We start from the raw sequence: 21,417 nt of genomic DNA, 5'->3' as shown, positions 1-21,417 counted from the left end.
CAGACACCGGGTGACCTGGCCGATGGTGTCGATAGGTGCCACGACGGCAGCAAACCAACACGCGCTGCCGCGGCCCCCGCGGCGCGAGAGGGCCCGGCGGCCGACCGGCCGGGCCCGGCGGTGGTGACCTACACGGCGCCCTGCCCTGCCCCGGGTTATCCGCCGGCCGCGAGGCGCATGAGGTCGGTATCGAGATCGATACCCACTTCGCTGCCGCCCGCACTGCCGAAGGTGTGCTGGTAACTGTCCCAGGATTCGGCCTTCACCCGATGCGCGAATTCACTTTCCATGAGCAGCATCAGTTCCAGGGCGGCCCGGTCGATCCGCTTGTTCAGGTCGGTGTCGTTCCAGTCCTCGGCGGCGGCGAACAGGGAGGTGGGCACGGTCATGGTCCGCAGGAAGGCGAACAGTGCGCGCATCTGCTCGTCCACGACCAGGGCATGCCGGGAGGTACCGGCGGTGGCGGCCAGAATCACCGGTTTGGCGATCAGCAGATCGTTGTCGAGAACGTGGAAGAAGGAAGTGAGCAGCCCGCTCGGGGCGGCCTTGTAGACGGGAGCTGCCACCACCAGCCCGTCGGCGGCGGCCAGGGTGTCGATCGCCGCGGTCATCTTCGGGCCCATCAGCTGCGATACCAGGGCGGTGGTGATCTCGGTGGCCAGTTCCCGCAGGTCGATCACGGTGACGGAGACCTCGGCGTCACGGCGGGCGGCCAGTGCGCCGACGCGGGCGGAGATCCGGTCGGCAAGCATCCGGGTCGAGGACGGGTTGCTGGTGCCGCCACTGACCACCACCAACCGGTAGGGGTCGTGTCCCTGTCCATTCGATGTCATAGCTGCTTCCTGTTCGTGGTGTCGGCGAGTTTTCCGCAGATCTGCTCGAGTGCGTGCAGTTCGTCGTCGGTGAGTGCGCCGGTCAGCGCGCGTGCCACGCCGACCGCGTGCCGGCCACCCACCCGGCGCTGCCGGGCCCGGCCCTCGGCGGTGAGGGAGAGCCGGACGCCGCGGCCGTCGTGCGGGTCGCGCGTGCGTTGCACGAATCCGCGTTCGACGAGCCGGTCCACCATCCGCGACAGTGCCGGCTGGGTGAGCAGAACGTGGCGGTTCAATTCGGCGGGCCGGATCGGTTCCGGGCATTTCGACAGTGTGTAGAGCACGTCGTATTCCCGCATGGTCAGCCCGTGCCAGACGTCTTCGGCGGCGAACTGCTTCATCAGCGCGGCATGCGCGGTCAGCAGAGACTCCCAGGCATCGTTGGCGAGCCGGCTGCTGGTCCTGGATGTGTCCGCGCGCTGCCTTGCCGCCTCCACGCCGGGCTCGCTCACGCCCGCGTTTCCAGGTACGGGCTGGCGCCGGCGAGGTTGTCACCCCGGTTGGCGCCCGGCCGGGCCTGCCGAGGCGGGGTGTCGCCGTACTCGGCGGCGACCCGCGCCTCATGTGTGGGGGCGGGCGCCGAAGCCGGGTCGCGGCGCGATTCGAGTTCCTTGCGCAGGACCGGCACCACTTCCGAGCCGAGCAGGTCGAGCTGGTTCAGCACGGTCTTGCGCGGCAGACCGGCATGGTCCATCAGCCACAGCTGACGCTGATAGTCACCGAAGGTGTCGTGGAAGGTGAGAGTCTTGTCGATGATTTCCTGCGGGCTGCCCACCGATAGCGGGGTCATCTCGGCGAAATCCTCCAGCGAAGGTCCGTGACCGTAGACCGGTGCCTCGTTGAAATAGGGCCGGAACTCGTTCCACGCGTCCTGGGATTTCTTCGCGATATACGCCTGCCCGCCGAGTCCGACGATGGCCTGCTTCTTGGTGCCGTGCCCGTAGTGCTCGAACCGCTGCCGGTAGAACTCGATGAGCTGCAGCGAATGCGCGGTCGGCCAGAAGATGTGGTTGGCGAAGAACCCGTTGCCGTAGTAGGCGGCCTGTTCCGCGATCTCGGGGGTGCGGATGGAACCGTGCCACACGAACGGCGGCACACCGTCGAGGGGCCGCGGGGTGGCGGTGAAGCCCTGCAGCGGGGTGCGGTATTCACCTTCCCAGTCCACCACGTCTTCGCGCCACAGCCGGTGCAGCAGATTGTAGTTCTCCAGGGCCAGCGGCAGACCGGCCCGGATGTCCTTGCCGAACCACGGGTAGACGGGCCCGGTGTTGCCCCGGCCGAGCATGAGATCCATCCGTCCTTTGGACAGATGCTGCAGCATCGCGTAGTCCTCGGCGATCTTCACCGGGTCGTTGGTCGTGATCAGAGTGGTCGCCGTGGTGACGATCAGACGCTCGGTGAGGGCGGCGATATGGGCCAGCAGAGTCGTCGGCGAGGACGAGAAGAACGGCGGATTGTGGTGCTCCCCGATGGCGAAGACATCCAGGCCCACTTCCTCGGTCTTCTTCGCGATCTGCACGATCGCCTCGATCCGTTCGGCCTCGCTGGGGGTCACGCCCGTGACGGGGTCACGCGTGATATCGCTGACCGAGAAGATTCCGAACTGCATTGATGTCACTCCTGCCGTAGGTTCTATGCATTTGCATCTACTTGAACAGGGAGTGCGGCGGGGTTATTCCGGAGTGCGCCGGGTGGCGGGATCCGGCGCACAGCCATCCGGCGGGTCAGGTATTCACTCCGCCGTCGCGCATCAGCGCCGGCGCCGCCTCGGGACCAGTGCCCGCGGCAGCGGCATACCTTTCCCGTTGCTCGGACGCGGGTACACCACCTGCCGGAAACGTCCGCGTGCTCGATGCCGGTGTAGGCCAGGTCGAGATCGACTGTCTGCGGCAACCGCGGGTACAGCGCGCTATGGGTGAAGCGCGCCGCGTCTGGGTTCCCGGCCGGGCAAAGCGGCGGACGTTGGCGTTACCGCGCACCATCGCCCCGAGGGCGCCGGCACCACCAGCTGGAAGGCCGGGACCACGAAAAACGCATCGGCCATCTCGACTCGAAAAGGCCGAGTTTTCGACACTACCGGCGTTTCGGCCTTCCCCCGGCGCCGGGATGCGGAGTGCGCACGGGCGCCGGGTGGGCGGTGAGCGAATCCAGATCGCGGATGGCGGCGCAGCTGCGGCGGATCATGGTCGCGAACATGGCGTCGCCCCGTTCGGTGGGCGTGCCGTAGGCGGCGCCGAATACCGCGACCAGCGGACCTTGCAGTGTCGCGAACCGGTAGTCCCGGCGGCAGTCGTCGAGTGAGTAGCCGGTGACCCCGAGTTCGAGCAGACGCCGGTGATAAGTGGTGAGGAGCGCCTCCTCTTCTGCTCGCCGGATCTCCGGATCGAGGCCGGTGGTGACGAAGTAGGCGAGGTCGCGGGCGGGCAGACCGAGGTTGACCGTCTGCCAGTCGACCGCGGTCACCACCGCCGGCTCCCCCGCGGCGAACAGGAGGTTGTCCAGGCGGTAGTCGCCGTGGACCAGGCCGAACCGTTCCGGCCGGGCGACCAGCCAGTCGGCGATCACCGCACCGCAGGCGCGTACGGTATCGCGGTCCTCCGGCGTAAGGCGATCGCCGAGGCGGTCGAAGAAGAGAGCGGTGGTGGGGCCGTAGAGTTCGCCCAGAGTCGCGGCTTCTTCGGGTCCGTTACGGCTGAACCCGTCGATTTCCAGCAGGGACTCGTCGCACCAGCGCGGCGCGTGCAGGCCGGCTAGGTTCGCGACGGCCTCGTGGGCGTGCGGGATCGGACAGCCGGCGATCTGATCGCCCTGGGCGGCGGGTGCGAGATCTTCCAGCAGCAGCACGAACTCGCTCCCGTCGCCGTGGATTCCGGCGTAGTGGCAGCGCGGGGTGCGGACTGCCACCGTCATGGCGATCTCGCTGTAGAACCGGACTTCCTGCCGGTAGGCACCGGCGAGCATCGCCCGGGTGCCCGGGTCCGCGGCAGGAAGTTTGGCCAGCAGCTGTTCCGGAACGCCGGCGCCGGTGAGCCGCAGCCGGTAGACCGACCCGATCTGGCCGGTGCCGACGGGTTCCGCGACAACTTCCTCGACCGGTCGGCGTAGCACCGTGCTGAGCCATTCGGGGGTGAGCGCTGCGACGGTGGTGGGGATGGTCATCGATCACTTCTCCGGGAATCGGTCCGCCGGGCCCGCGGACTCCTCGTTCCTGCGGTACTCCTGCCACGCGGTGAGCACGGGGTTCAGCTCGGCAGGTGTGTTGCCGTGCAGGATGACGCCGTCGACCCCGGCTCGGAACTGATCGGCGATCCTTGCGGCGCAGTGCGTGGCGGTGCCGGTCGCCGAGGCGGCGAGCCATTCCTCGGGAAGCAGGTCCTCGACTGCGGTCAGGGTTTCCGGGCTCGCGACCGCGTCCAGCGCCCCACCGGCACCGGTGACCAGAGGGTGTGCGCGGAAGTCGTCGAGTACTCGCTGCTCCCAGCCGTTGACCCGGACGAGGATATCGCCGTACCCCTGCAAGTAGGTACCGAGGCGGCCGACGAGCTTGCGCAGCCGCGCGAGTTCGCCCTGCGATTCGTCCACGACGGCCAGAACGGACCAGATCCGGAGAGCGGCAGGGTCGCGGCCGGCGGTTGCGGCGGCGGTACGGATGGTGTGCACCGCGCGGGCGGTGGTGTCGTCGGTGAAGAAGGTGTGCAGGACGACGGAGTCCGCGATCTCCCCGGCGAGCCGCAGGGTGGCGGGGCCGATGGCGGTGAGGGTGACCGGGATGTTCTCGTCGTAGGACGGGTCCAGTTGCAGCAGCGGATATTTTCCGGCAGGGCCGTCGTGGCCGAGAACGGTCTCGCCGCGCCAGAGGCGACGATAGATATCGACGGCGTCGCGTAATTGCGCGGAGGTGATACGGGGTAGGCCGATCACATCGAACAGGGCGTCGAAACCACGCCCGAGACCCAGACTGTAGCGGCCGCGGGTGAGGCGGTGCAGGGTGACGGCGCCGGCCGCGGTGACCAGCGGGTGGCGGGTGTTGTGGTTGGTGGCGGCGGTGCAGATCCGCAGGCCGGTGGTGACCGCGCCCGCGGCGCCCGCGAGAGCGAAGGCTTCCTTGGTGTTGAAACGTTCCGACAGGAACAAGGTGCCCAGGCCGAGGTGTTCGGCGGTACGGGCTTCGTCGAGCAGCGCCTGCGGGTCGGTGGCGTGCCCGGCAAGCCCGTAACAGCCGAGTTCCGGGAATTCGCCCGGACCGTGGCTACCCGGTGATTCTCCCTGGTTACGCACGTCCGGCACCGGCCTGCTCATGCCTGCCCGGCCTGTTCGCCGTCGCCGCTGATCATTGTGTGCAGTTCCTCCGGTGTCCACGGCGGGGTGTCGTTGTGGTCGCGGAAACCGAGAATGCTCGGAGTGGGCCGGTCGTAGCGGCCGACGAACCCGCCGGCGGCGACGAAGATCTGACCGGTGACGTTCCGGGCTTCCGCGGCGGCGAGGTAGAGGTAGAGCTGGGCTACGTATTCGGCGGGTGGCGCGTCGAGGGCAGCGTCCTTGCTCATTTCGTCGAGCATGCCGCGGCGATACAGCTCCATGATCTTGGCCTCGTATGCGAAACCACTGGAGAGCCTGGTTTTCGCGCCCGGGCAGACGACATTGGCACGGACTTCGTGTTCGGCGAGTTCGGCGGCGATGGCGAGGGTGAGACTGTTGACCGCGCCTTTGCCGGCGGCGTAGCCGGTGCCACCGTAATCACCGAGGTAGGCGAAGGAGCTGGTGTTGATGATGCTGCCGCGGCGTTGCGCCACCATTTTCGGGACGGCGGCGCGGCAGGTGTTGAAGGTGGTGGTGAGGTGGGAATCGAGCAGTTCGCGCCACTCGCGCGTGGTGACGTTCAAAATCGAGGATTCGGCGGGTTCGGCGGTTCCGGCGCAGTTGACGAGGATATCGACGGTGCCGAAGGTGCGAACGCAGGCGTCGACGAGTTCGGTGGCCACCGTTTCGTCGGCGGCACTTCCCGCGATACCGATAGCGCGCCGCCCGCCGAGGACGAGGGAGTCGACCGTGCGTTCGACAGCGGATTCGTTGCGACCGTTGACGACCACTCCCGCGCCGTGCCGCGCCAGGGCGTGGGCGACGGCGTGACCGATACCGCTCGTGGCGCCGACGACCACGGCGCCGCGGCCCCACAGGGATTGCTGACCGCTCATGGACCTGCTCTCACTTCCGGGGCCGGCGACCGACCGCGACCGAACACTATTCCGTACAGGTGTCCGGACAGTATGGCATCCTGGCGTGATTCCGGGCGGCGGTTCGCGAACCCGGCCCGTGCACACCTTGATTGCGGCCCGCGTGCCGTAGTACTGTCTGGACAGGTGTCTACCATAGATCCTGGACAGTAATCTGGGGAAGGATTTCCACATGACTTCGGTGAAACCGCCGCGGGTGTCCGGAGGCGAACACGAACACGGCCATCTGGAGGAATTCCGCACCGACCCGATCGCGCTCATGCGCCGGGTACGGGAGGAATGCGGCGACGTCGGCCAGTTCGAGCTCGCCGGCCGCCACGTCATCCTGCTCACGGGAGCCGAGGCGAACGAATTCTTCTTCCGTGCCGCCGACGAGGACCTCGACCAGGCCGCCGCCTACCCGTTCATGAAACCGATCTTCGGTGAAGGCGTGGTCTTCGACGCAAGCCCGGAACGCCGCAAAGAGATGCTGCACAACTCCGCGCTGCGCGGCGATCAGATGCGCGGTCACGCCGCCACCATCGAACGCGAAGTCGACCGGATGCTGGCGAACTGGGGCGACGAAGGCGAGATCGACCTCCTCGATTTCTTCGCCGAACTCACCATCTACACGTCCTCGGCCTGTCTCATCGGCACAAAGTTCCGCGAAGAACTCGACAGCCGGTTCGCGCACCTATATCACAACCTGGAACGCGGCACCGATGCCCTGGCCTACGTGGACCCGTATATGCCGATCGAAAGTTTCCGGATCCGCGACGAATCCCGGGCGCAACTGGTGGAACTGGTCCAGGAGATCATGCACACCCGGATCGCGCACCCGCCCGCCGACAAGGAGGATCGCGATCTGCTCGATGTGCTGGTATCGGTGAAGAAGGAAGACGGCACACCGCACTTCAGCGCCAGCGAAGTCACCGGCATCTTCATCTCGATGATGTTCGCCGGCCATCACACCACCTCCGGTACCGCCGCGTGGTCGGTGATCGAACTGCTGCGCCATCCGGAGGTGCTGTCGGGGGTGGTGAAGGAACTCGACGAGCTCTACGCCGACGGCCAGGAGGTGAGTTTCCACGCGCTGCGCCAGATCCCCCAACTGGAGGCGGTGCTGAAGGAAACACTGCGGCTGCATCCACCGCTGATCATCCTGATGCGGGTGGCGCAGGGCGAATTCGAGGTATGCGGGCACACCATCGCCGAAGGCGACCATGTCGCGGCGACCCCCGCGATCTCCAACCGGCTGCCGGAGGATTTCCCGAACCCGGACAGTTTCGACCCCGGCCGCTATATCGACCCCAACCAGGAAGATCTGGTCAACCGCTGGACCTGGATCCCGTTCGGTGCCGGCCGGCACCGTTGCGTGGGCGCCGCGTTCGCGCTGATGCAGTTGAAGGCCATCTTCTCGGTGCTGCTGCGGGACTGGGAATTCGAGATGGTTCAGCCCTCGGAGAGCTACCGCAACGACCACTCCAAGATGGTGGTGCAGTTGCAGCAGCCGTGCACGGTGCGATATCGGCGCAGGCGCCGGGAGAACTGATGGCGTCATCACGCAGCGCTGCTGCAACGATGCGAGCTGCGTGGCCGAATGCCCGGTGGACTGCATCCGGCCAGGCCCCGAGGACCCGCAGTTCGCGACCGCCGAAATGCTCTACATCGACCCGGACACCTGTATCGACTGCGAGATCCGGGAGGTCGTGATCCTCGGCAGGCGCGGGCTGCTGCAGGTGGCCTACAGTGCCCCTGAATTCCGGGCACTGGGAAGGTTGACCGGCGTCGATATCGTCGTGGACCCGGCGGATGCGGATCTCGACGAGGCCGGGCACGCGTTCCTGCACAGCGCGGAAGCACCCTACGAGCTCGGGCTGAAGGTCGCCGCCGCCGGCGAATACGCGGCGGGCACAAGCGGATCCGGTTCCGGTACTGCGTCTCCCCCACCGAAATCACCGGCGACGAACTCACGCCATGAGGGCCCGGCGCGCGTAAGCGCGGACATCCGCGTCGGTATCGTCCACCGCACCTTGCAATGCCAGGCGAGCCGGTTCGAACCCGGGCCAGGTCGCCAGAGTCAGCACCGCTGCCTTGCGTACATCCAGGTGTGGGTCCGCGAGCGCGCCGGTCAGCGCGGAAGTTGCCGAGCCGGAGTCGGCCGCCGCCAAACCTCGGGCGGCACCGACTCTGACCTGCCAGGCGGTGTCCCGCAGCGCGTCGATACAGGTATCGATATCGGCCGGCGTGGCGCCGGTGCCGGCGAACGCGGCCAGTGCGGCGGCCCGCACCAGTGGGTCACTGTCACCGGACAGCGCGCGCACGATTTCGGCGCCGCCGTTCCCGATCGTGGCCAGACCCTGCGCGGCCACGATGCGTACTTCGCGGTTGGGGTCGGTGGCCGCGGCCGCGATCGCGTCGCGTTCGTCGAGCGAGACCAGCGCTCGCACGCCTTCGATCCGGACGCGGTGATCGGGATCGGCCAGCGCCGCACGGTAGTCCGCCACCACGCCCGCCCGGAGCGCGCGCAGCAGGTCGACCACGGCCGCGCGGACGACCGGATCCCCGGAACCGAGCCGGCCGGCGAGGCCCGCCGGGGAGGGCAGGACTTCCACGAGTTCACGCAGTGCGGCCGCGGCGGCCGCGCGGACAGTGGCCGACCCGTCGTCGAGGGCCTGCACCAGGAGCGGTGCGTAGCCGTCGGGGGTGTTCTCCGTCAATACCGCGATCGCCGCGACCCGCACCCGGTCGTCGGAGTCGTCCAGGTATTCCACGAGTTGCGTGGCAGTGGGCGCGTCCAGGGCGAGCAAGGCGACGATCCGTGGCGAGGCGGCGGAGGCGGGTGCGGCGGCACCGTTCGGTCCGGGCTCAGTGGTTTCCGGGGCGCGGCGATGCCCGACGAGTTCGGGTTGGGCGATGACGACCGGTTCGTCCGAGGAGGGGAGCTCGTCGAGTCCGGGTACCGGCACCAGATAGGGTGCGACCGGGCGTTTCAGGAACTCCATCGCACCGTCGGCGCGTTTGCGGAGGTTGAGATGGTAGCGCCACTGCCGGTCGTCGCGTTCCGGGAGGTCGGCGCGTTCATGGTAGAGACCCCACCGGGATTCGGTCCGGGTCAGCGAACTGCGGGCGGCCATTTCCGCGCAGTCGCGGATGAACGACACCTCGACGGCGCGCATGAGTTCGTGTGGGGTACGCGCCCCCATATCGGCAAGATCGCCACGCATCCGTTCGAAAGTTTCCACCGCCAGCGAGAGTTTGGCGGCGGTTTTCGGGGGCGCCACATAGTCGTTGACGAAGCGTCGCAACTTGTATTCGACCTGCGGTTGCGGCGGCCCGTCGGGATTACGCAACGGCTGGTAGACGAGGTCGTGCGCGGCGGCGATCTGGTCGGTGGGCAGCGTTTCCGGGGCGGGCACCTCGGCGAGGGTTCCGGCGGCGTGGGCGCCGGCCAGTTCGCCGAAGACGAAGGCGCCGATCATGTAATTGTGCGGAACGCACGCCAGATCACCGGCGGCGTACAGGCCCGGCACGGTGGTCCGGGCATTCTCGTCCACCCACACTCCGGACGCGGAATGACCACCACACAAACCGATCTCGGAGATATGCATTTCGATATCGTGGGTGCGATAGTCGTGGCCGCGATTGGCGTGGAAGGTGCCCCGAGTGGGGCGTTCGGTGGTGTGCAGAATTCCTTCGAGGGTGCGCAGGGTTTCGCCGGGCAGATGTGACACCTTCAGGTAGATGGGCCCACGCGCGGAATCGATCTCACGTTTCACCTCCGCGATCATCTGCCCCGACCAGTAGTCGGAGTCCACGAACCGCTCCCCTTGGGCGTTCACCTGGTAACCGCCGAACGGGTTCGCCACATACGCACATGCGGGTCCGTTGTAATCCTTGATCAGCGGGTTGATCTGGAAACATTCGATCCCGCTCAGCTCCGCGCCGGCGTGATACGCCATCGAATAGCCGTCGCCGGCGTTGGTCGGGTTCTCGTAGGTGCCGTACAGATACCCGGAGGCCGGTAATCCGAGGCGGCCGCAGGGGCCGGTCGCCAGGACAACGGCCTTGGCTCCGACCGTGACGAATTCGCCCGTCCGGGTGTTCAGCGCGGCCGCACCGACCGCCCGGCCGCCGGCGGTGAGAACCCGCACCGGCATCAACCGGTTCTCGATCCGGATCCGCTCCCGGTTCTTGCGCTGCCGCAGCACCCGGTACAGCGCCTTCTTCACATCCTTGCCCTCGGGCATAGGCAGTACATACGAGCCCGACCGGTGTACCCGGCGCACCGCGTACTCCCCGTATTCGTCCTTCTCGAACTTGACGCCGTAGCGTTCCAGCCGCTGCACCATGGCGAAACCGCGCGTCGCGGTCTGGTAGACGGTGCGCTGGTCGACGATTCCATCGTTGGCGCGGGTGATCTCGGCGACGTAATCCTCCGGTTCGGCTTTGCCCGGGATCACCGCGTTGTTCACACCGTCCATTCCCATGGCGAGCGCGCCGGAGTGCCGGACGTGGGCCTTCTCCAGCAGCAGCACATTCGCGCCGTGTTCGGCGGCGGTCAGCGCGGCCATCGTGCCGGCGGTGCCGCCGCCGATGACGAGGACATCGCAGTCGAGGCGGACGGTATCGGCGAGGTCCGGCGCCGTGAACAGGGCGGGAGCGGTCACGACAGGGCCTCCATGATGCGGGCGCGAGCGTCGCGCCGGTCGGCGGTTTCGCGCGGATTCGGAATATCGACGAGGCCGCGCAGCGGCTGCCCGGCCCGGCCGAGCACCGCGACCCGGTCACCGAGCACCAACGCCTCGTCCACGTCGTGGGTGACGAATACGACGGTGGTCGGGTGGGTTTGCCAGGTTTCGACGAGCAGTCGCTGCATGGTGGCGCGGGTCTGGCTGTCCAGCGCGCCGAAGGGTTCGTCCATCATCACCGCACGCGGCGCACCTGCCAGGCCGCGCGCCAGCTGCACACGCTGGCGCATACCGCCGGACAGGCTCTTGGGCAGGAAATCGCCGAACCCGGTGAGACCCACCTCCTCGATCCAGCGGTCGGCGCCGGTCCGGCACCCGGGCTTCGGTTCGCCCCGTAACCGCAGCGCCAGCTCGATATTCGCGCGCACAGTACGCCACGGCAGCAGCGCATTGTCCTGGAAGACGACCGCGCGGTCGCGGGAGGTGGTGGTGACCGGGCTGCCGTCGGCAAGAACCCGGCCGGAGTCCGGTGTCAGCAGGCCGGCCAGTGCCCGCAGGACCGTGGATTTCCCACAGCCGGACGGCCCGGTGAGGACCAGGATTTCGCCGGGCCGGACATCCAGGGTGAGATCGTGGATCACCGGATCACCGGTATAGGACAGCGATACAGCGTCCAATAGTAGTGCCATCCCGTGTTGGCCGGTGTCCGTACGAGAGCCCCGGGCGGTGAGGGTGCTTGTCATCGGGTGTTCTCCTCTCCTCTGGGCAGCCAGCGGGTGACGCGGCGGCCGAGCAGTTCGATCGCCGCGGAGGTGCCGAATCCGAGGGCGCCGATCGTGATGATCCCGACGAACACTCCGGGATAGTCGACGATGGTGTAGGCCTGCCAGGTGCGGTAGCCGACACCGAGACGGCCCGAGATCATCTCCGCGGAGATCAGGCAGATCCAGGCGACACCGAGTCCGACGGAGAGCCCGCCGAAGATACCGGGCAGCGCGCCGGGGAACACCACGCGCACCAGAACATCCCAGCGGTCGCCGCCGAGGGTGCGCACCGAGTCCTCCCACAAGGTGGGCAGGGCGCGCACCGCGTGCCGGGTGCTGACCATGATCGGGAAGTAGGCGGCGAGGCCGGTGATGAATACGATGCCCGCTTCGTCGTCGGGGAACAGCAGGATCGCGATCGGCACCACCGCGATCGCGGGGATGGGCCGGGCGAGTTCGGTGAGCGGGCCGAGGATTCCGGCGAACACCCGGGACCGGCCCAGCGCGATCCCGCTCGCGACACCGAGCACGGTCGCGACGGCGAACCCGGTGAGGATCCGGATCAGCGATTGGGCGAGATCCAGGTAGTAGACCTCGGTACCGAGCTGGCGCCCGAAGGCCGCGAGTACCTCGGTGACGGTGGGCAGGGTGTCGAATCGCAGCCACAGCCGGATATCGGCGGCAGTCAGCAGCTGCCAGATCAGCACGGCACCGGCCACCGATCCCACCCGTAGCGCCCGGTCCGGCCACGGTGAACGGGCTCCCCGTCGGGACCGGGGGCGGTCGCCGTGCAGCGCGGCGCCGGAATCGGCAGGGGCGGCGACGGTCACGATCGCACCTCCGCGACGGCCTGGTCGTAGCCGATGGCGCGGGCGGCGGGGTGCGCCTGTTGGTAGCGGCCGGCGGCCGCCGGGGTGGTGAAGGCGAAGTAGGTGTCGCCGTCACGCAACCACACGGCCTTGTCGGCGAACCACCGGGTGCCCAGTTCGGAATCGACCACGTAGGCGGCCCGGATCGTCTTCCCCTGTGCGCGAGTCGATTTCACTGCCCGCAGCAGGTCGGTGGGGTTGCCGGCCGGCTGGGTGGTGTCCTGCCCGTCGACCCAGAGTTCGTTACCGGAACCGCTGGTGCGGTTCGTGGTGTCGGCCAGCGCCGCGTCGTAGTCCCGGCCGCGGGCGGCGAACGCCGCACGGATCAGACGGTCGTCGGCGAAAACGGCAGTGTCGAGGTCGGCGAAATCGCCGATCGACTTCAGGTACCGCATATCGTCTGCGAACGCGGCGAGCAGGCCCGGTTTGAGCGTGGCGTCGAAGGAGGTACCGCCGGGGCCGTTGTAGAGGTAGACCACTTCCTGCGGCAGTTGCGAACCCTCCGCCACGATCCGCGCCGCCTCCAGCGGTTCCCGCCACAGGAATTCGGTGGCGTCCAGTTGCGCCTGCAGGAAGGCGTCGACCACTTCGGGATGCTGCGCGGTGTAGTTCTGCCGGGCGACGACCCCGTGGAACGTCGGAACATTCAGCTCGGCACCGTCGTAGAGAAGCTTCGCCTTGTCCTGGAAAACGAGCAGTCCAGGCCACGCCACGAACTGTGACAGCCCGCTGACCTGCCCCGACTCCAATGCCGACGCCCCTACCTGCGGCTGCTGGTTCAGCACCTCGACACCGGTGACCGGGTCGATACCCGCACGGGTCAGCGCCTGCACCAGTGTGCCGTGGCCGGCGGATCCGACGCTGGCCGAGATCTTCTTGCCCGCCAGGTCCGGCAGGCCCGTGGCCGGCGAATCCGGCGGCACTACCACCATGTTCAGTGCACCTCTGGCGTTGTATCCGGTGACCGAAAGGAAAGCGGTGCGAGATCGCTCGTTGGCCTGTGTGCGTGACCCGTTGATCAGCAGGGGGTAATCACCCATCGAACCGATATCGATCTTCTCCGCCACCATCTGCGCGGTGATCGGGGCGCCGGTGTCGTAATCCTGCCATTCGACCTCGTAGGCCGGTCCACCGTCCTCGGTGAGCCGGGCCAGCCGCTGCTCCAGATATCCCTGGGCGCGCAGCAGGGTGCCGGCGGTGACGGTGTTGATCGTTTTGGACTGGTATCCGATGACGACGCGCACCGTATCGCCGGTGGCCGCGTCTTCCAGCGAGCACCCGGTGAGGGCGAGCGCCCCGGCCGCGAGCAACGCGGCCAGGCGTTTCAGTGTGGGCATGGCGGGTCTACCTCAGGAGATACGGCATGTTGACGGTGACGGCGCCCGTAGGACAGCGGGCCGCGCAGGGGCCGCAGTACCAGCATTCGTCCACGTGCATGAACGCTTTACCGTTGTCGGGGTCGATCGCGAGGGAATCGAGCGGGCAGATTTCGACGCACAGGGTGCAGCCTTCGATACACAGGGATTCGTCGATGGTCACGGGGATATCGGTGCGCTGGTTCGCCAGGGCCATCTACAGGACCTTCCATTCGGGGTTCGTGCGGGACAGACTGCTGCGCAGGGTGATCCGGTCACCGCGCATCCGGATGTACTCGAGGTCGACCGGTGTTCCGTCGTCGAGACGGGTGAGCCGTTCGAGCATCAGCAACGGTGCGCCGGCGGGGACGTCGAGGTTGGCGGCGGTGTGCCGGTCGGCGGGTATCGCCTCGACGGCCAGGTCCGCCGAACCGAGGGGTTGTCCGCTGAGCTGTTCGAGGAGGACGAACACATCGGTGTGGGCGAGATCGTGGTCGAGGACGCGGGCGCCGATATCGGGAGCGAGATAGGTGAGGTCGAGGCTCAACGGCCGGTCGCCGAGATAGCGCAGACGTTCCAGGTAGACCACCTGCTTGCCCGGTTCGAGGCCGAGCCGGCGAGCGACCACCGGCGGAGCGGTGATGCGCTGGCCGACCCGGACTTCGTTACGTACTGTTCCGTGCCCCTCCAGGGTTTCCTGCAGGCCCAGCAGCGCGTCCAGCCCGTGGTCGAATTTCTGTACGGCCACCCGGGTTCCGACCCGGGGGGCGCGGTCGATCAGCCCTTCGTCGCGCAGCAGAGCCAGCGCATCGCGGATGGTGTTACGTGAGGTCCGGTGTTCCGTGGCCAGTTGCTGTTCGCCGGGCAGGGTGTCACCGACGGTGCCGTCGTGGATCTGGTGGCGCAGGATATCGGCAACCCGTCTCGCCTGGTCCGCACGCGTTCGGCGGGCGGTCGCGCCGCCGCCCGACCGCCCGGTGTTCGTCTCACTGACCTGCATGAACGGTGACGATAGTGGCGTTTCGCGACGGTCCCGGACGACCGGCGTCATGGTAGGTACGGGAGCTGGCGAATGCGCCGGATGGATGATGGGCGCGACCAGCGTGGACACGCGAACTCGCGGCTATTGCGCCACCCGCGGTGCGGCCGGGCCGATTGGGATCAGCCCGATTCGAATGAACCGCGAGAGCGCGCGCAATCGGACACTCATTGCCGGGTCCGTGCCGGTTCTCAGAACTGTCGAACCTTTCCGCGTGCTCGGCCCGGATCGCTATGCGTCGTCCGGATCGGCTCCATCGGTGCGTTGTTCCGAATCGTCGGTTGCGGCCGCCGCTGAAATCCCGGCCCGGCCTCGTCCCCGTTCATGGACACCACCTTGCCGGTGAGCGGAGAGCCGCAAAGCCGCCCGTACCGGCGCCACCGCTACGCAAGAGATGCTGCCACCACACCACCGAAAGGTAGTGTAGCCTCCCCTAAGTACCGGAAAGGTCCCGGCGGGCCCTCCGAGGGGAGGCAGAAATCCATGTCACCACGGATCGAGTGGCTACCGCGCGCCGAGAGGCCGGCCGGAGAATCGTCCGGTCTGCCGCAGAACCCGGTGCCGATCCGATGACCTCCATAGAAGGAGCACATGTGGCAGCGATCCAGGTCGTCGATCTCGTCAAGAAATACGGCGAGGTGACGGCCCTCAGCGGGATCTCGTTCGAGGTTGCCCGCGGAGAGGTACTCGGCCTCCTCGGCCCCAACGGCAGCGGTAAGACCACAACGGTCACCCTGCTGTCCACCCTGCAACGACCGACTTCCGGTAGCGCCCGGATCTGCGGTCACGATGTAGTCACCGAGGCGGCCCGGGTACGCGAAACACTCTCGCTCACCGGGCAATACGCCGCGCTGGACGAGGGCCTGACCGCCGTGGAGAACCTGTCCGTATTCGGCCGGCTCACCGGTTTACGTGGCCCGGGTCTTCGCGTCCGCATCGACGAACTCGTCGAGCAGTTCGACCTCGCCGCGGTGCGCAACCGGCGGGTCGGTGCCCTTTCCGGTGGGATGCGACGCCGGGTCGATATCGCCGGCGCCCTGGTCACCCGGCCCGAGGTGCTGTTCCTCGACGAACCGACCACCGGCTTGGATCCACGCAGCCGCGCCTCGGTGTGGGACACCGTCGCCGGCCTGCGGGAGGCAGGGATCACGGTTCTGCTGACCACCCAATATCTGGAGGAGGCCGACCGCCTCGCCGATCGCATCGTGATGCTCGACCGGGGCTCGGTGGTTGCCGCCGGCACCCCCGGTCAGCTGAAGAAGCAGGCCGGCGCGGCTGTTTGCGAGGTAACCCTCGTGGATCGAGCCGATACCACCCGGGTCGTCGGACTGCTCGAGGGACTGGAACTCGTCGAATCACCGGCGGACGGCACGGCCGCCGGGGCGCAGGCCCATCCGCGCCTGGTGGTCCGGGCACCGAACGGAATGGCAACGGTGTCCGGCGTTATCGACCGATTGGACTCCGCGGGAATTGATGTGGTCGATATCGGTCTCCGGCAGCCCTCACTGGACGAGGTGTTCCTCCAACTGACAGAGACGAGCTGATGAGTGCGACCACTGTCCGGCCCGTGCCCGCCACGAACTTCCCGGGCACCGTCCCCCGGAGTTCGGTCGGGCTCGTACCGGCCACCGCTACCCTCGCCCGCCAGAAGATTCTCGCGGCGGTCCGCTCGGGAGATGTCGTCTTCGCCGTCTTCGGGCCGGTCGTATTCTTCCTCTGCTTCTATACGCCGCTGCACCGCCAGTTCGAACTCGGCGGTGGCGACTATGCGCAATTCCTCACGCCGATAATACTTTTGCAGGCCGGTCTCTTCACCGCCATCACCGCAACCGAGACTGCCGGACACGACGCGCGAGCCGGTGTGCACGAGCGGATGATGTCGCTGCCGATACCGCGCATCGCCCCGTTCCTCGGTCGCATGGCCTGGGTTGTCGTGCGGATGACCCTGGCGCTCGGTGGCGGTCTCGCCATCGGCTGTGCCCTGGGGTTCCGGCTCCAGGGCACAGCCGTGGAAACCCTCGGCTTCATCGTTCTCGTCATCGTCTTCGGGCTGGCGATGAGCCTGATCACCGATGCGATCGGCACCGTCGCGCGAAATTCGGTGTCGATTGCGAGCGTTCTCATGATCCCGCAGCTGATCCTGGTGATGGCCTCCACCGGACTGGTCGTGGCGCAGGCATTCCCCGACTGGGTGCAGCCGTTCGTACGTAATCAACCGATGTCGGTCTACGCCGATGCGCTCCGTGCGCTGGCCACGGGTGCCGAGGCGGAACTGACTGCCGTAACAGTCTGGTCGGTGGCGCTGCTCGTCATCGGTGGCGCGGCAATTGTGGCCGCAGGTCGAGCGCAGGTGAAACGATGACGGAGACGATGACCTACACAGCAACGTGGCCACACCGGCAGAGCGTGCCGGTACTGCGCCAATCGATCGTCCAGGCAGGCGCGCTACTGCGTTCCTGGTCGCGCGATCCGGGGATCGTGGTGCAGTCGATAGTCTTTCCCGCCTTCCTGCTGCTGATGTTCCAATTGGTCCTCGGCAAGACCGTGACCTCCATGGGTGGCGGTGACAGCATCTTCGGCAACACCGGTCTGGTGGCGCTGGTGGGGGCACTGTTCGGCACTCTGGCCACAGCGATCAGCCTCATCCATGAACGCGATACCGGGCTGCTGGCCCGGATGTGGACGCTGCCGGTGCCACGCGCGGGTTTTCTCGCCGGACGACTACTCGCCGAAGCGGTCCGCACCGGGATCGCCACCCTTGTACTGTTCGCGGTCGCGATTCCCCTCGGGTTCCGGTTCGAGCAGGGGATCGCTGCCGGAATCGGCGCGGTGCTGGTAGCCATGGTCTTCGCCGTCGGTATCGCGGTACCGGTGATCGCCATGGCAACGGTCGCCTCCGGCCGGCAGGCCATCCAGCAACTCAATGGATTCTTCCTGCTGCTGCTGTTCTTCAACGGAGGGTTCGCACCCGTCAGCGAATATCCCGGCTGGCTCCAGCCGGTGGTCCGGCATCAGCCGATGACACCGGCGATCGATACTGTGCGTGGCCTGACCGAGGGTGGTCCGGTGGCGGCGCCACTGGCCGCCACGGTGCTCTGGACGATCGGGCTGGTCGTCGTATTCGGCCCGGTGGCGTTCCGCGGCTACCGCCATGCCGCGGAACGCCGCTGAGAACGCCGGCCGCTCCCCCTGCGTCGATCATTCGCTCTTCATATCCCCCGTGGCCAGGCGCAGGGTTCCGAGTACGAAAACGACCAGGCACGGGACCGCAAAGTACAGCAATGATCCGTTCGGGCCGCCGAAGTAGGTCTCGATGGTGGAGAGCTGGCCGACGCCGAGCTCACCGTTCTTGAACGGCGACAACCGTTGCAGCATACGACCGACATCGTTGTTGACGAACGTGACGAACACCTCGATGCCGAACTTCCACAGCAGCACGATCATCACCACCAGGCCCGGCTTCGGCAGCAGTGCGGCCAGGCCGAGGCCGAGGGCACAGACCAGCACGGTGAAGATCGGCACGCAGATCAGCAGGCGGATACCGGCGCCGGAAAAGGCGTCGACGTCACCCCATACATCCGGGAACAGATGCGGAAAGCCACCCAGCAGAAGGAACGTGGTCGCACCGGCGACCGCGCCGGAGAGCACGCCGTACACGAGCAACTTCGCGACGGGCAGCAGCCAGCGGCGGGCCTGGATGCCGGCGACGGTCTCGACGGTCTTGTCCTTGAATTCGTTGCTGAGGGAGGACACCGCGCCCGACATCAGGATGAACGTCGAGAAGATCAGCACCCAGTAGGTGGCATTGCTGGTCTCCATTCCGCCGTAACCGTTGATGGCTTCGGCCTGGGAGGCCTTGGCGATTCCGACGTTGAGCGCCACCGGGATCAGTATCGCGAGCGGGACGACCGTGTACCACAGGGGGTTACGCCACGACAGCTTCGCGAGTTCGCTGCGGACTGCGCGGACCAGATAGCGGGCGAGCATCAGTCTTTCCCTCCATCAGTGGTGTATTCGACGCTGTTCGCGGTGATCTCGAGGTAGGCGGACTCCAGTGGGCGTGGGCCGGAGCCGCGGGCGACCAACTCGCCCTTGCTCGTATCGGACAACACCTTCCCCTTGCCCATGACGACGATCCGGTCGCCGGTGATCTCGACCTCGGTGAGGTTGTGTGATGCCACCAGCAGGCATTTCCCGTCGGCGGCGAGCCCGGTGACGAGTTCGCGCAGCCACAGCGTGCCTTCGACGTCGAGCCCGTTGGCCGGTTCGTCGAGCACCAGGGTTCGCGGATCGCCCAGCAGCGCTGCGGCGATACCGAGCCGTTGCAGCATGCCGTAGGAGAATTTGCCGACCGGGCGCTTGGCGACCTTGTCCAGCCCGACCCGCTCCAGGGCCCGGCCTACGGCGGCCGACGGCAGTCCGCCCAGGCGGGCTTGCCACAGGAGGTGCTGCGTCGCAGTGTGCTGGGGATTGCGAGTGAACGCGCCGAGACCGAAACCGATTTCGCGGAGGGTGTCGCGGAATTCCAGTAGGCCTTTGCCGTTGATGGTGAGTGTGCCGCCGGTGGGCCGTGTGAGGCCGGCGATCATCCGCATCACGGTGGTTTTGCCGGCGCCGTTGGGCCCGAGCAGATAGGTGATCGAGCCGGGTTCGGCCTCGAAGCTGACATCGTCTACGGCGAGGATATCGCCGAAGTGTTTGGACACGCCGCGAATACTGATCATCGATACATTCCTGAACGACTGGGTGGCTGGTGAGCGGGCACGGACGCAGAACGACTCCCCGTTCGGCCGTGGCGTCGGCGGGGAGTCGCTCCGGAAGTCCCTGCGGCTGTCAGTACCCGAAGTCCGGGTCACCCGCGCACTGCATTTCGGCGCAGATCGCCTTCCAGTCGTACTTCCACAGACCGTCTTCACGGATGAAGTGGTAGTTGATGGAGGTGGCCGGGAAGCCCGCCATCACACCCTCGACTCGCACCGACATCGTGTTGCCGGAGATATTGATATCGCCGACGGCACGGCCCTGGATCGAGAAGAAGTCCATGGTCTGACTGTTCGCCATGACCTGTTCGAGCGCGCCACGCGCCTGCGGGCCGTTGTAGCTGACCTCGAGCTTGGGCTCGACACCGATATTCGGGTTCCAGAAGGCAGCGAACTGCCGCTCGAGCCGGCCGAGGTTCGGGACCTCGTCGCGAACGTAGAGGTCGCCGACCTTACCGTCGCGGATCGACACATCGGCGGCGGCCGGCTGGGCCAGGCCGAGGCCGAGCAGAGCGGCGAAGACTAAGGCGGAAACGATCCTGATGAGTTTCGGCATGGGCTGTCCCTTCGAGCCAAACAACGAACCAACCCGGGCCTCCGGGCGGTCCAACAATAGGCCGCACAAGTTAGGCAAGTCAATCCTAACTTGTGCGACATTCGGTCAAGACGGAATAAGGCTTGCGGCCGTCGAACGGCGCAACTTGCCCGACGGAGTCTTGGGCAGAGCACCCTTGTGCACGATCGTGACGACTACTGGGGCGATTCCGATATCGTCGTAGACCGCCCTCGCAACTTCCTTACGGACCTGCTCACACTGCTCGGCATCCTCGGCGTGATCAGACTCCGCAATCACAGCAATACCCTCGCGTGCCATCCCGGGCAAGCGCACGGCCAAGGCCGCCACGCCGCCGGAACGCACACCAGCAACATTCGCCGCCGCCCGTTCCACTGTCGTCGGCGCAATATTGCGACCAGAAACAATGATGATGTCTTTCTTACGTCCGGTCACCACGGTCTCATCGGCTTCCGTGAGATACCCCAGGTCGCCAGTGGCGAGCCAGCCTTCACTGTCCACAGCCGTGACATAACCGTCGGGAAGCAGATACCGCCGAGCGACCGCATCCCCGCGAATCAGTATTTCGCCGATATGGTCAGCAGGCAGTCGCACCCCGGCACCATCAACTACCTTCAGCTCGATACCGGGAACGGGCGTACCCAATCGCATCAGCGTCCACGACTTCTCCACCGAAGCTCGGTCTACCACGCCCTCACCTTCGGCGCGCTCGGAGTCGATGACATCCACCGAATAATGCGCGTCGGCGTCGGCGAACGCCACCGCGAGAGTGGCCTCGGCCATCCCGTACGCAGGCATCAGAGCCTCCGCCCGGAAGCCGAATCGACCCGCCACATCAAGGAATTCAAGCAAGGCTGCTTCGTCGACGACCTCCGCGCCGTTGACAGCGATCCGCACGGACGACAAATCGTAAGCGCCTTCCGGCGCGCGGCGCAGTCGCCGGGCGAGCACCGCATAGGCGAAGTTGGGCGCCGCGGTGAAGTTTCCACCGAATCGACTGATCATCTCGGCCCAGGACAGCGGATTCTTCAGAAAAGCGACCGGTGAGGTGATAACCGTCGTTGCCTGCGCAAGCATCGGGGTCACGAGTAGACCGATCATGCCCATGTCATGGTACAGCGGCAACCAGCCGATACCCACGTCATCGGAGGTGAAGCCCATCCGGGCAGCCAGGGCGGCGTGATTCTGGTACAGGTTTCCATAGGAGATCGCCACTGCCTTCGGCACTCCAGTCGTGCCGGAGGTCAGCTGTAGAACGGCGATATCGTTCTCGGTGGTCG

Annotated in this window: 20 protein-coding genes and 1 pseudogene; 5 read left to right on the top strand and 16 right to left on the bottom strand. The window is 66.9% G+C overall.

Annotated elements, in window-relative coordinates; all coding sequences use genetic code 11:
* Positions 1-155 precede the first annotated feature (155 nt).
* The 6 genes from NFL01S_RS00775 to NFL01S_RS00750 form a co-directional block, all read right to left on the bottom strand.
* Entirely contained in the window at positions 156-833 is a 678-nt protein-coding gene (locus NFL01S_RS00775; protein WP_062970440.1) for a CE1759 family FMN reductase, read from the bottom strand.
* Complete coding sequence (locus NFL01S_RS00770; protein ID WP_245670464.1) at positions 830-1,324, bottom strand: MarR family winged helix-turn-helix transcriptional regulator; 495 nt, start codon at positions 1,322-1,324, stop codon at positions 830-832. Before NFL01S_RS00770 ends, NFL01S_RS00775 begins: the two co-directional genes overlap by 4 nt.
* Entirely contained in the window at positions 1,321-2,481 is a 1,161-nt protein-coding gene (locus tag NFL01S_RS00765) for an LLM class flavin-dependent oxidoreductase (RefSeq protein ID WP_062970438.1), read from the bottom strand. The genes NFL01S_RS00770 and NFL01S_RS00765 overlap by 4 nt, the downstream gene beginning before the upstream one ends.
* A 464-nt stretch (positions 2,482-2,945) precedes the next feature.
* Positions 2,946-4,031 carry a phosphotransferase gene (locus NFL01S_RS00760; RefSeq protein ID WP_062970436.1) on the bottom strand — a complete coding sequence of 362 codons (1,086 nt, stop codon included), beginning with the start codon at positions 4,029-4,031 and terminating at the stop codon, positions 2,946-2,948.
* A 3-nt stretch (positions 4,032-4,034) separates the two neighbouring features.
* Positions 4,035-5,150 (bottom strand): TIGR03857 family LLM class F420-dependent oxidoreductase, encoded by a 1,116-nt coding sequence (locus NFL01S_RS00755; protein ID WP_062970434.1) that lies wholly within the window; start codon positions 5,148-5,150, stop codon positions 4,035-4,037.
* Positions 5,151-5,167: 17 nt separating this feature from the next.
* Positions 5,168-6,067 carry an SDR family NAD(P)-dependent oxidoreductase gene (locus tag NFL01S_RS00750; RefSeq protein ID WP_062970432.1) on the bottom strand — a complete coding sequence of 300 codons (900 nt, stop codon included), beginning with the start codon at positions 6,065-6,067 and terminating at the stop codon, positions 5,168-5,170.
* 211 nt (positions 6,068-6,278) lie between these two features.
* Between NFL01S_RS00750 and cyp51 the strand changes: the two genes are divergently transcribed.
* Complete coding sequence (gene cyp51 / locus NFL01S_RS00745; RefSeq protein ID WP_062970430.1) at positions 6,279-7,637, top strand: lanosterol 14-alpha demethylase; 1,359 nt, start codon at positions 6,279-6,281, stop codon at positions 7,635-7,637.
* Positions 7,612-7,779: pseudogene (locus NFL01S_RS36660) on the top strand (4Fe-4S dicluster domain-containing protein); the annotation flags it as partial. The gene cyp51 and the pseudogene NFL01S_RS36660, both read left to right, overlap by 26 nt.
* 276 nt (positions 7,780-8,055) lie before the next feature.
* Here NFL01S_RS36660 and NFL01S_RS00740 read toward each other — a convergent pair.
* The 6 genes from NFL01S_RS00740 to NFL01S_RS00715 are packed head-to-tail and all read right to left on the bottom strand — an operon-like array spanning position 8,056 to position 14,764.
* Positions 8,056-10,755: a fumarate reductase/succinate dehydrogenase flavoprotein subunit gene (locus NFL01S_RS00740; RefSeq protein WP_062970428.1), complete on the bottom strand. Its 2,700-nt coding sequence runs from the start codon at positions 10,753-10,755 to the stop codon at positions 8,056-8,058.
* Entirely contained in the window at positions 10,752-11,519 is a 768-nt protein-coding gene (locus NFL01S_RS00735) for an ABC transporter ATP-binding protein (protein ID WP_062970426.1), read from the bottom strand. The genes NFL01S_RS00740 and NFL01S_RS00735 overlap by 4 nt, the downstream gene beginning before the upstream one ends.
* Positions 11,516-12,334, bottom strand: coding sequence for an ABC transporter permease (locus NFL01S_RS00730; protein ID WP_062971220.1), 819 nt, complete (start codon positions 12,332-12,334; stop codon positions 11,516-11,518). The genes NFL01S_RS00735 and NFL01S_RS00730 overlap by 4 nt, the downstream gene beginning before the upstream one ends.
* Positions 12,335-12,366: 32 nt before the next feature.
* On the bottom strand, positions 12,367-13,746 hold the full coding sequence (locus NFL01S_RS00725; protein ID WP_062970424.1) for an ABC transporter substrate-binding protein: 1,380 nt from the start codon (positions 13,744-13,746) through the stop codon (positions 12,367-12,369).
* A 7-nt stretch (positions 13,747-13,753) separates the two neighbouring features.
* Positions 13,754-13,981 (bottom strand): 4Fe-4S dicluster domain-containing protein, encoded by a 228-nt coding sequence (locus NFL01S_RS00720; protein ID WP_062970422.1) that lies wholly within the window; start codon positions 13,979-13,981, stop codon positions 13,754-13,756.
* Positions 13,982-14,764, bottom strand: a complete 783-nt coding sequence (locus NFL01S_RS00715; protein ID WP_062970420.1) for a GntR family transcriptional regulator — start codon at positions 14,762-14,764, stop codon at positions 13,982-13,984. It abuts the gene before it with no gap.
* A gap of 632 nt (positions 14,765-15,396) precedes the next feature.
* On the opposite strand from NFL01S_RS00715, the gene NFL01S_RS00710 reads away from it, so the two are divergent.
* The 3 genes from NFL01S_RS00710 to NFL01S_RS00700 are packed head-to-tail and all read left to right on the top strand — an operon-like array spanning position 15,397 to position 17,974.
* Positions 15,397-16,347, top strand: coding sequence for an ATP-binding cassette domain-containing protein (locus NFL01S_RS00710; protein WP_280507567.1), 951 nt, complete (start codon positions 15,397-15,399; stop codon positions 16,345-16,347).
* Positions 16,347-17,165, top strand: coding sequence for an ABC transporter permease (locus tag NFL01S_RS00705; protein WP_062970416.1), 819 nt, complete (start codon positions 16,347-16,349; stop codon positions 17,163-17,165). Before NFL01S_RS00710 ends, NFL01S_RS00705 begins: the two co-directional genes overlap by 1 nt.
* Complete coding sequence (locus tag NFL01S_RS00700) at positions 17,162-17,974, top strand: ABC transporter permease (protein ID WP_063915780.1); 813 nt, start codon at positions 17,162-17,164, stop codon at positions 17,972-17,974. Before NFL01S_RS00705 ends, NFL01S_RS00700 begins: the two co-directional genes overlap by 4 nt.
* A gap of 27 nt (positions 17,975-18,001) precedes the next feature.
* On the opposite strand, the gene NFL01S_RS00695 is transcribed toward NFL01S_RS00700, so the two are convergent.
* The 4 genes from NFL01S_RS00695 to NFL01S_RS00680 all read right to left on the bottom strand — a co-directional run.
* Positions 18,002-18,790, bottom strand: coding sequence for an ABC transporter permease (locus tag NFL01S_RS00695; protein WP_062970412.1), 789 nt, complete (start codon positions 18,788-18,790; stop codon positions 18,002-18,004).
* Positions 18,790-19,527, bottom strand: a complete 738-nt coding sequence (locus NFL01S_RS00690) for an ABC transporter ATP-binding protein (RefSeq protein WP_062970410.1) — start codon at positions 19,525-19,527, stop codon at positions 18,790-18,792. Before NFL01S_RS00690 ends, NFL01S_RS00695 begins: the two co-directional genes overlap by 1 nt.
* Positions 19,528-19,636: 109 nt before the next feature.
* The gene (locus tag NFL01S_RS00685) at positions 19,637-20,119 is read right to left on the bottom strand and encodes an MTB12 C-terminal domain-containing protein (protein WP_062970408.1); all 483 of its coding nucleotides are present in this window, start codon (positions 20,117-20,119) and stop codon (positions 19,637-19,639) included.
* Between the two features lie 105 nt (positions 20,120-20,224).
* Positions 20,225-21,417 (bottom strand): AMP-binding protein (locus NFL01S_RS00680; RefSeq protein ID WP_062970406.1); only part of this gene is annotated, 1,193 nt, incomplete at its 5' end.

It is taken from the genome of Nocardia flavorosea NBRC 108225, from assembly GCF_001613385.1.
Classification (GTDB): Bacteria; Actinomycetota; Actinomycetes; order Mycobacteriales; family Mycobacteriaceae; genus Nocardia; species Nocardia flavorosea.
Note: the sequence above shows the minus strand (reverse complement) of the source record. Positions and strands in the feature narration are given on the sequence as shown.

Bases quoted from the DNA above. Each gene is read 5' to 3' on its own strand.
- NFL01S_RS00775 (WP_062970440.1), bottom strand. From the start codon at position 833: ATGACATCGAATGGACAGGGACACGACCCCTACCGGTTGGTGGTGGTC.
- NFL01S_RS00765 (WP_062970438.1), bottom strand. From the start codon at position 2,481: ATGCAGTTCGGAATCTTCTCGGTCAGCGATATCACGCGTGACCCCGTC.
- NFL01S_RS00760 (WP_062970436.1), bottom strand. From the start codon at position 4,031: ATGACCATCCCCACCACCGTCGCAGCGCTCACCCCCGAATGGCTCAGC.
- NFL01S_RS00750 (WP_062970432.1), bottom strand. From the start codon at position 6,067: ATGAGCGGTCAGCAATCCCTGTGGGGCCGCGGCGCCGTGGTCGTCGGC.
- cyp51 (WP_062970430.1), top strand. From the start codon at position 6,279: ATGACTTCGGTGAAACCGCCGCGGGTGTCCGGAGGCGAACACGAACAC.
- NFL01S_RS00735 (WP_062970426.1), bottom strand. From the start codon at position 11,519: ATGACAAGCACCCTCACCGCCCGGGGCTCTCGTACGGACACCGGCCAA.
- NFL01S_RS00725 (WP_062970424.1), bottom strand. From the start codon at position 13,746: ATGCCCACACTGAAACGCCTGGCCGCGTTGCTCGCGGCCGGGGCGCTC.
- NFL01S_RS00720 (WP_062970422.1), bottom strand. From the start codon at position 13,981: ATGGCCCTGGCGAACCAGCGCACCGATATCCCCGTGACCATCGACGAA.
- NFL01S_RS00715 (WP_062970420.1), bottom strand. From the start codon at position 14,764: ATGCAGGTCAGTGAGACGAACACCGGGCGGTCGGGCGGCGGCGCGACC.
- NFL01S_RS00705 (WP_062970416.1), top strand. From the start codon at position 16,347: ATGAGTGCGACCACTGTCCGGCCCGTGCCCGCCACGAACTTCCCGGGC.
- NFL01S_RS00700 (WP_063915780.1), top strand. From the start codon at position 17,162: ATGACGGAGACGATGACCTACACAGCAACGTGGCCACACCGGCAGAGC.
- NFL01S_RS00695 (WP_062970412.1), bottom strand. From the start codon at position 18,790: ATGCTCGCCCGCTATCTGGTCCGCGCAGTCCGCAGCGAACTCGCGAAG.
- NFL01S_RS00690 (WP_062970410.1), bottom strand. From the start codon at position 19,527: ATGATCAGTATTCGCGGCGTGTCCAAACACTTCGGCGATATCCTCGCC.
- NFL01S_RS00685 (WP_062970408.1), bottom strand. From the start codon at position 20,119: ATGCCGAAACTCATCAGGATCGTTTCCGCCTTAGTCTTCGCCGCTCTG.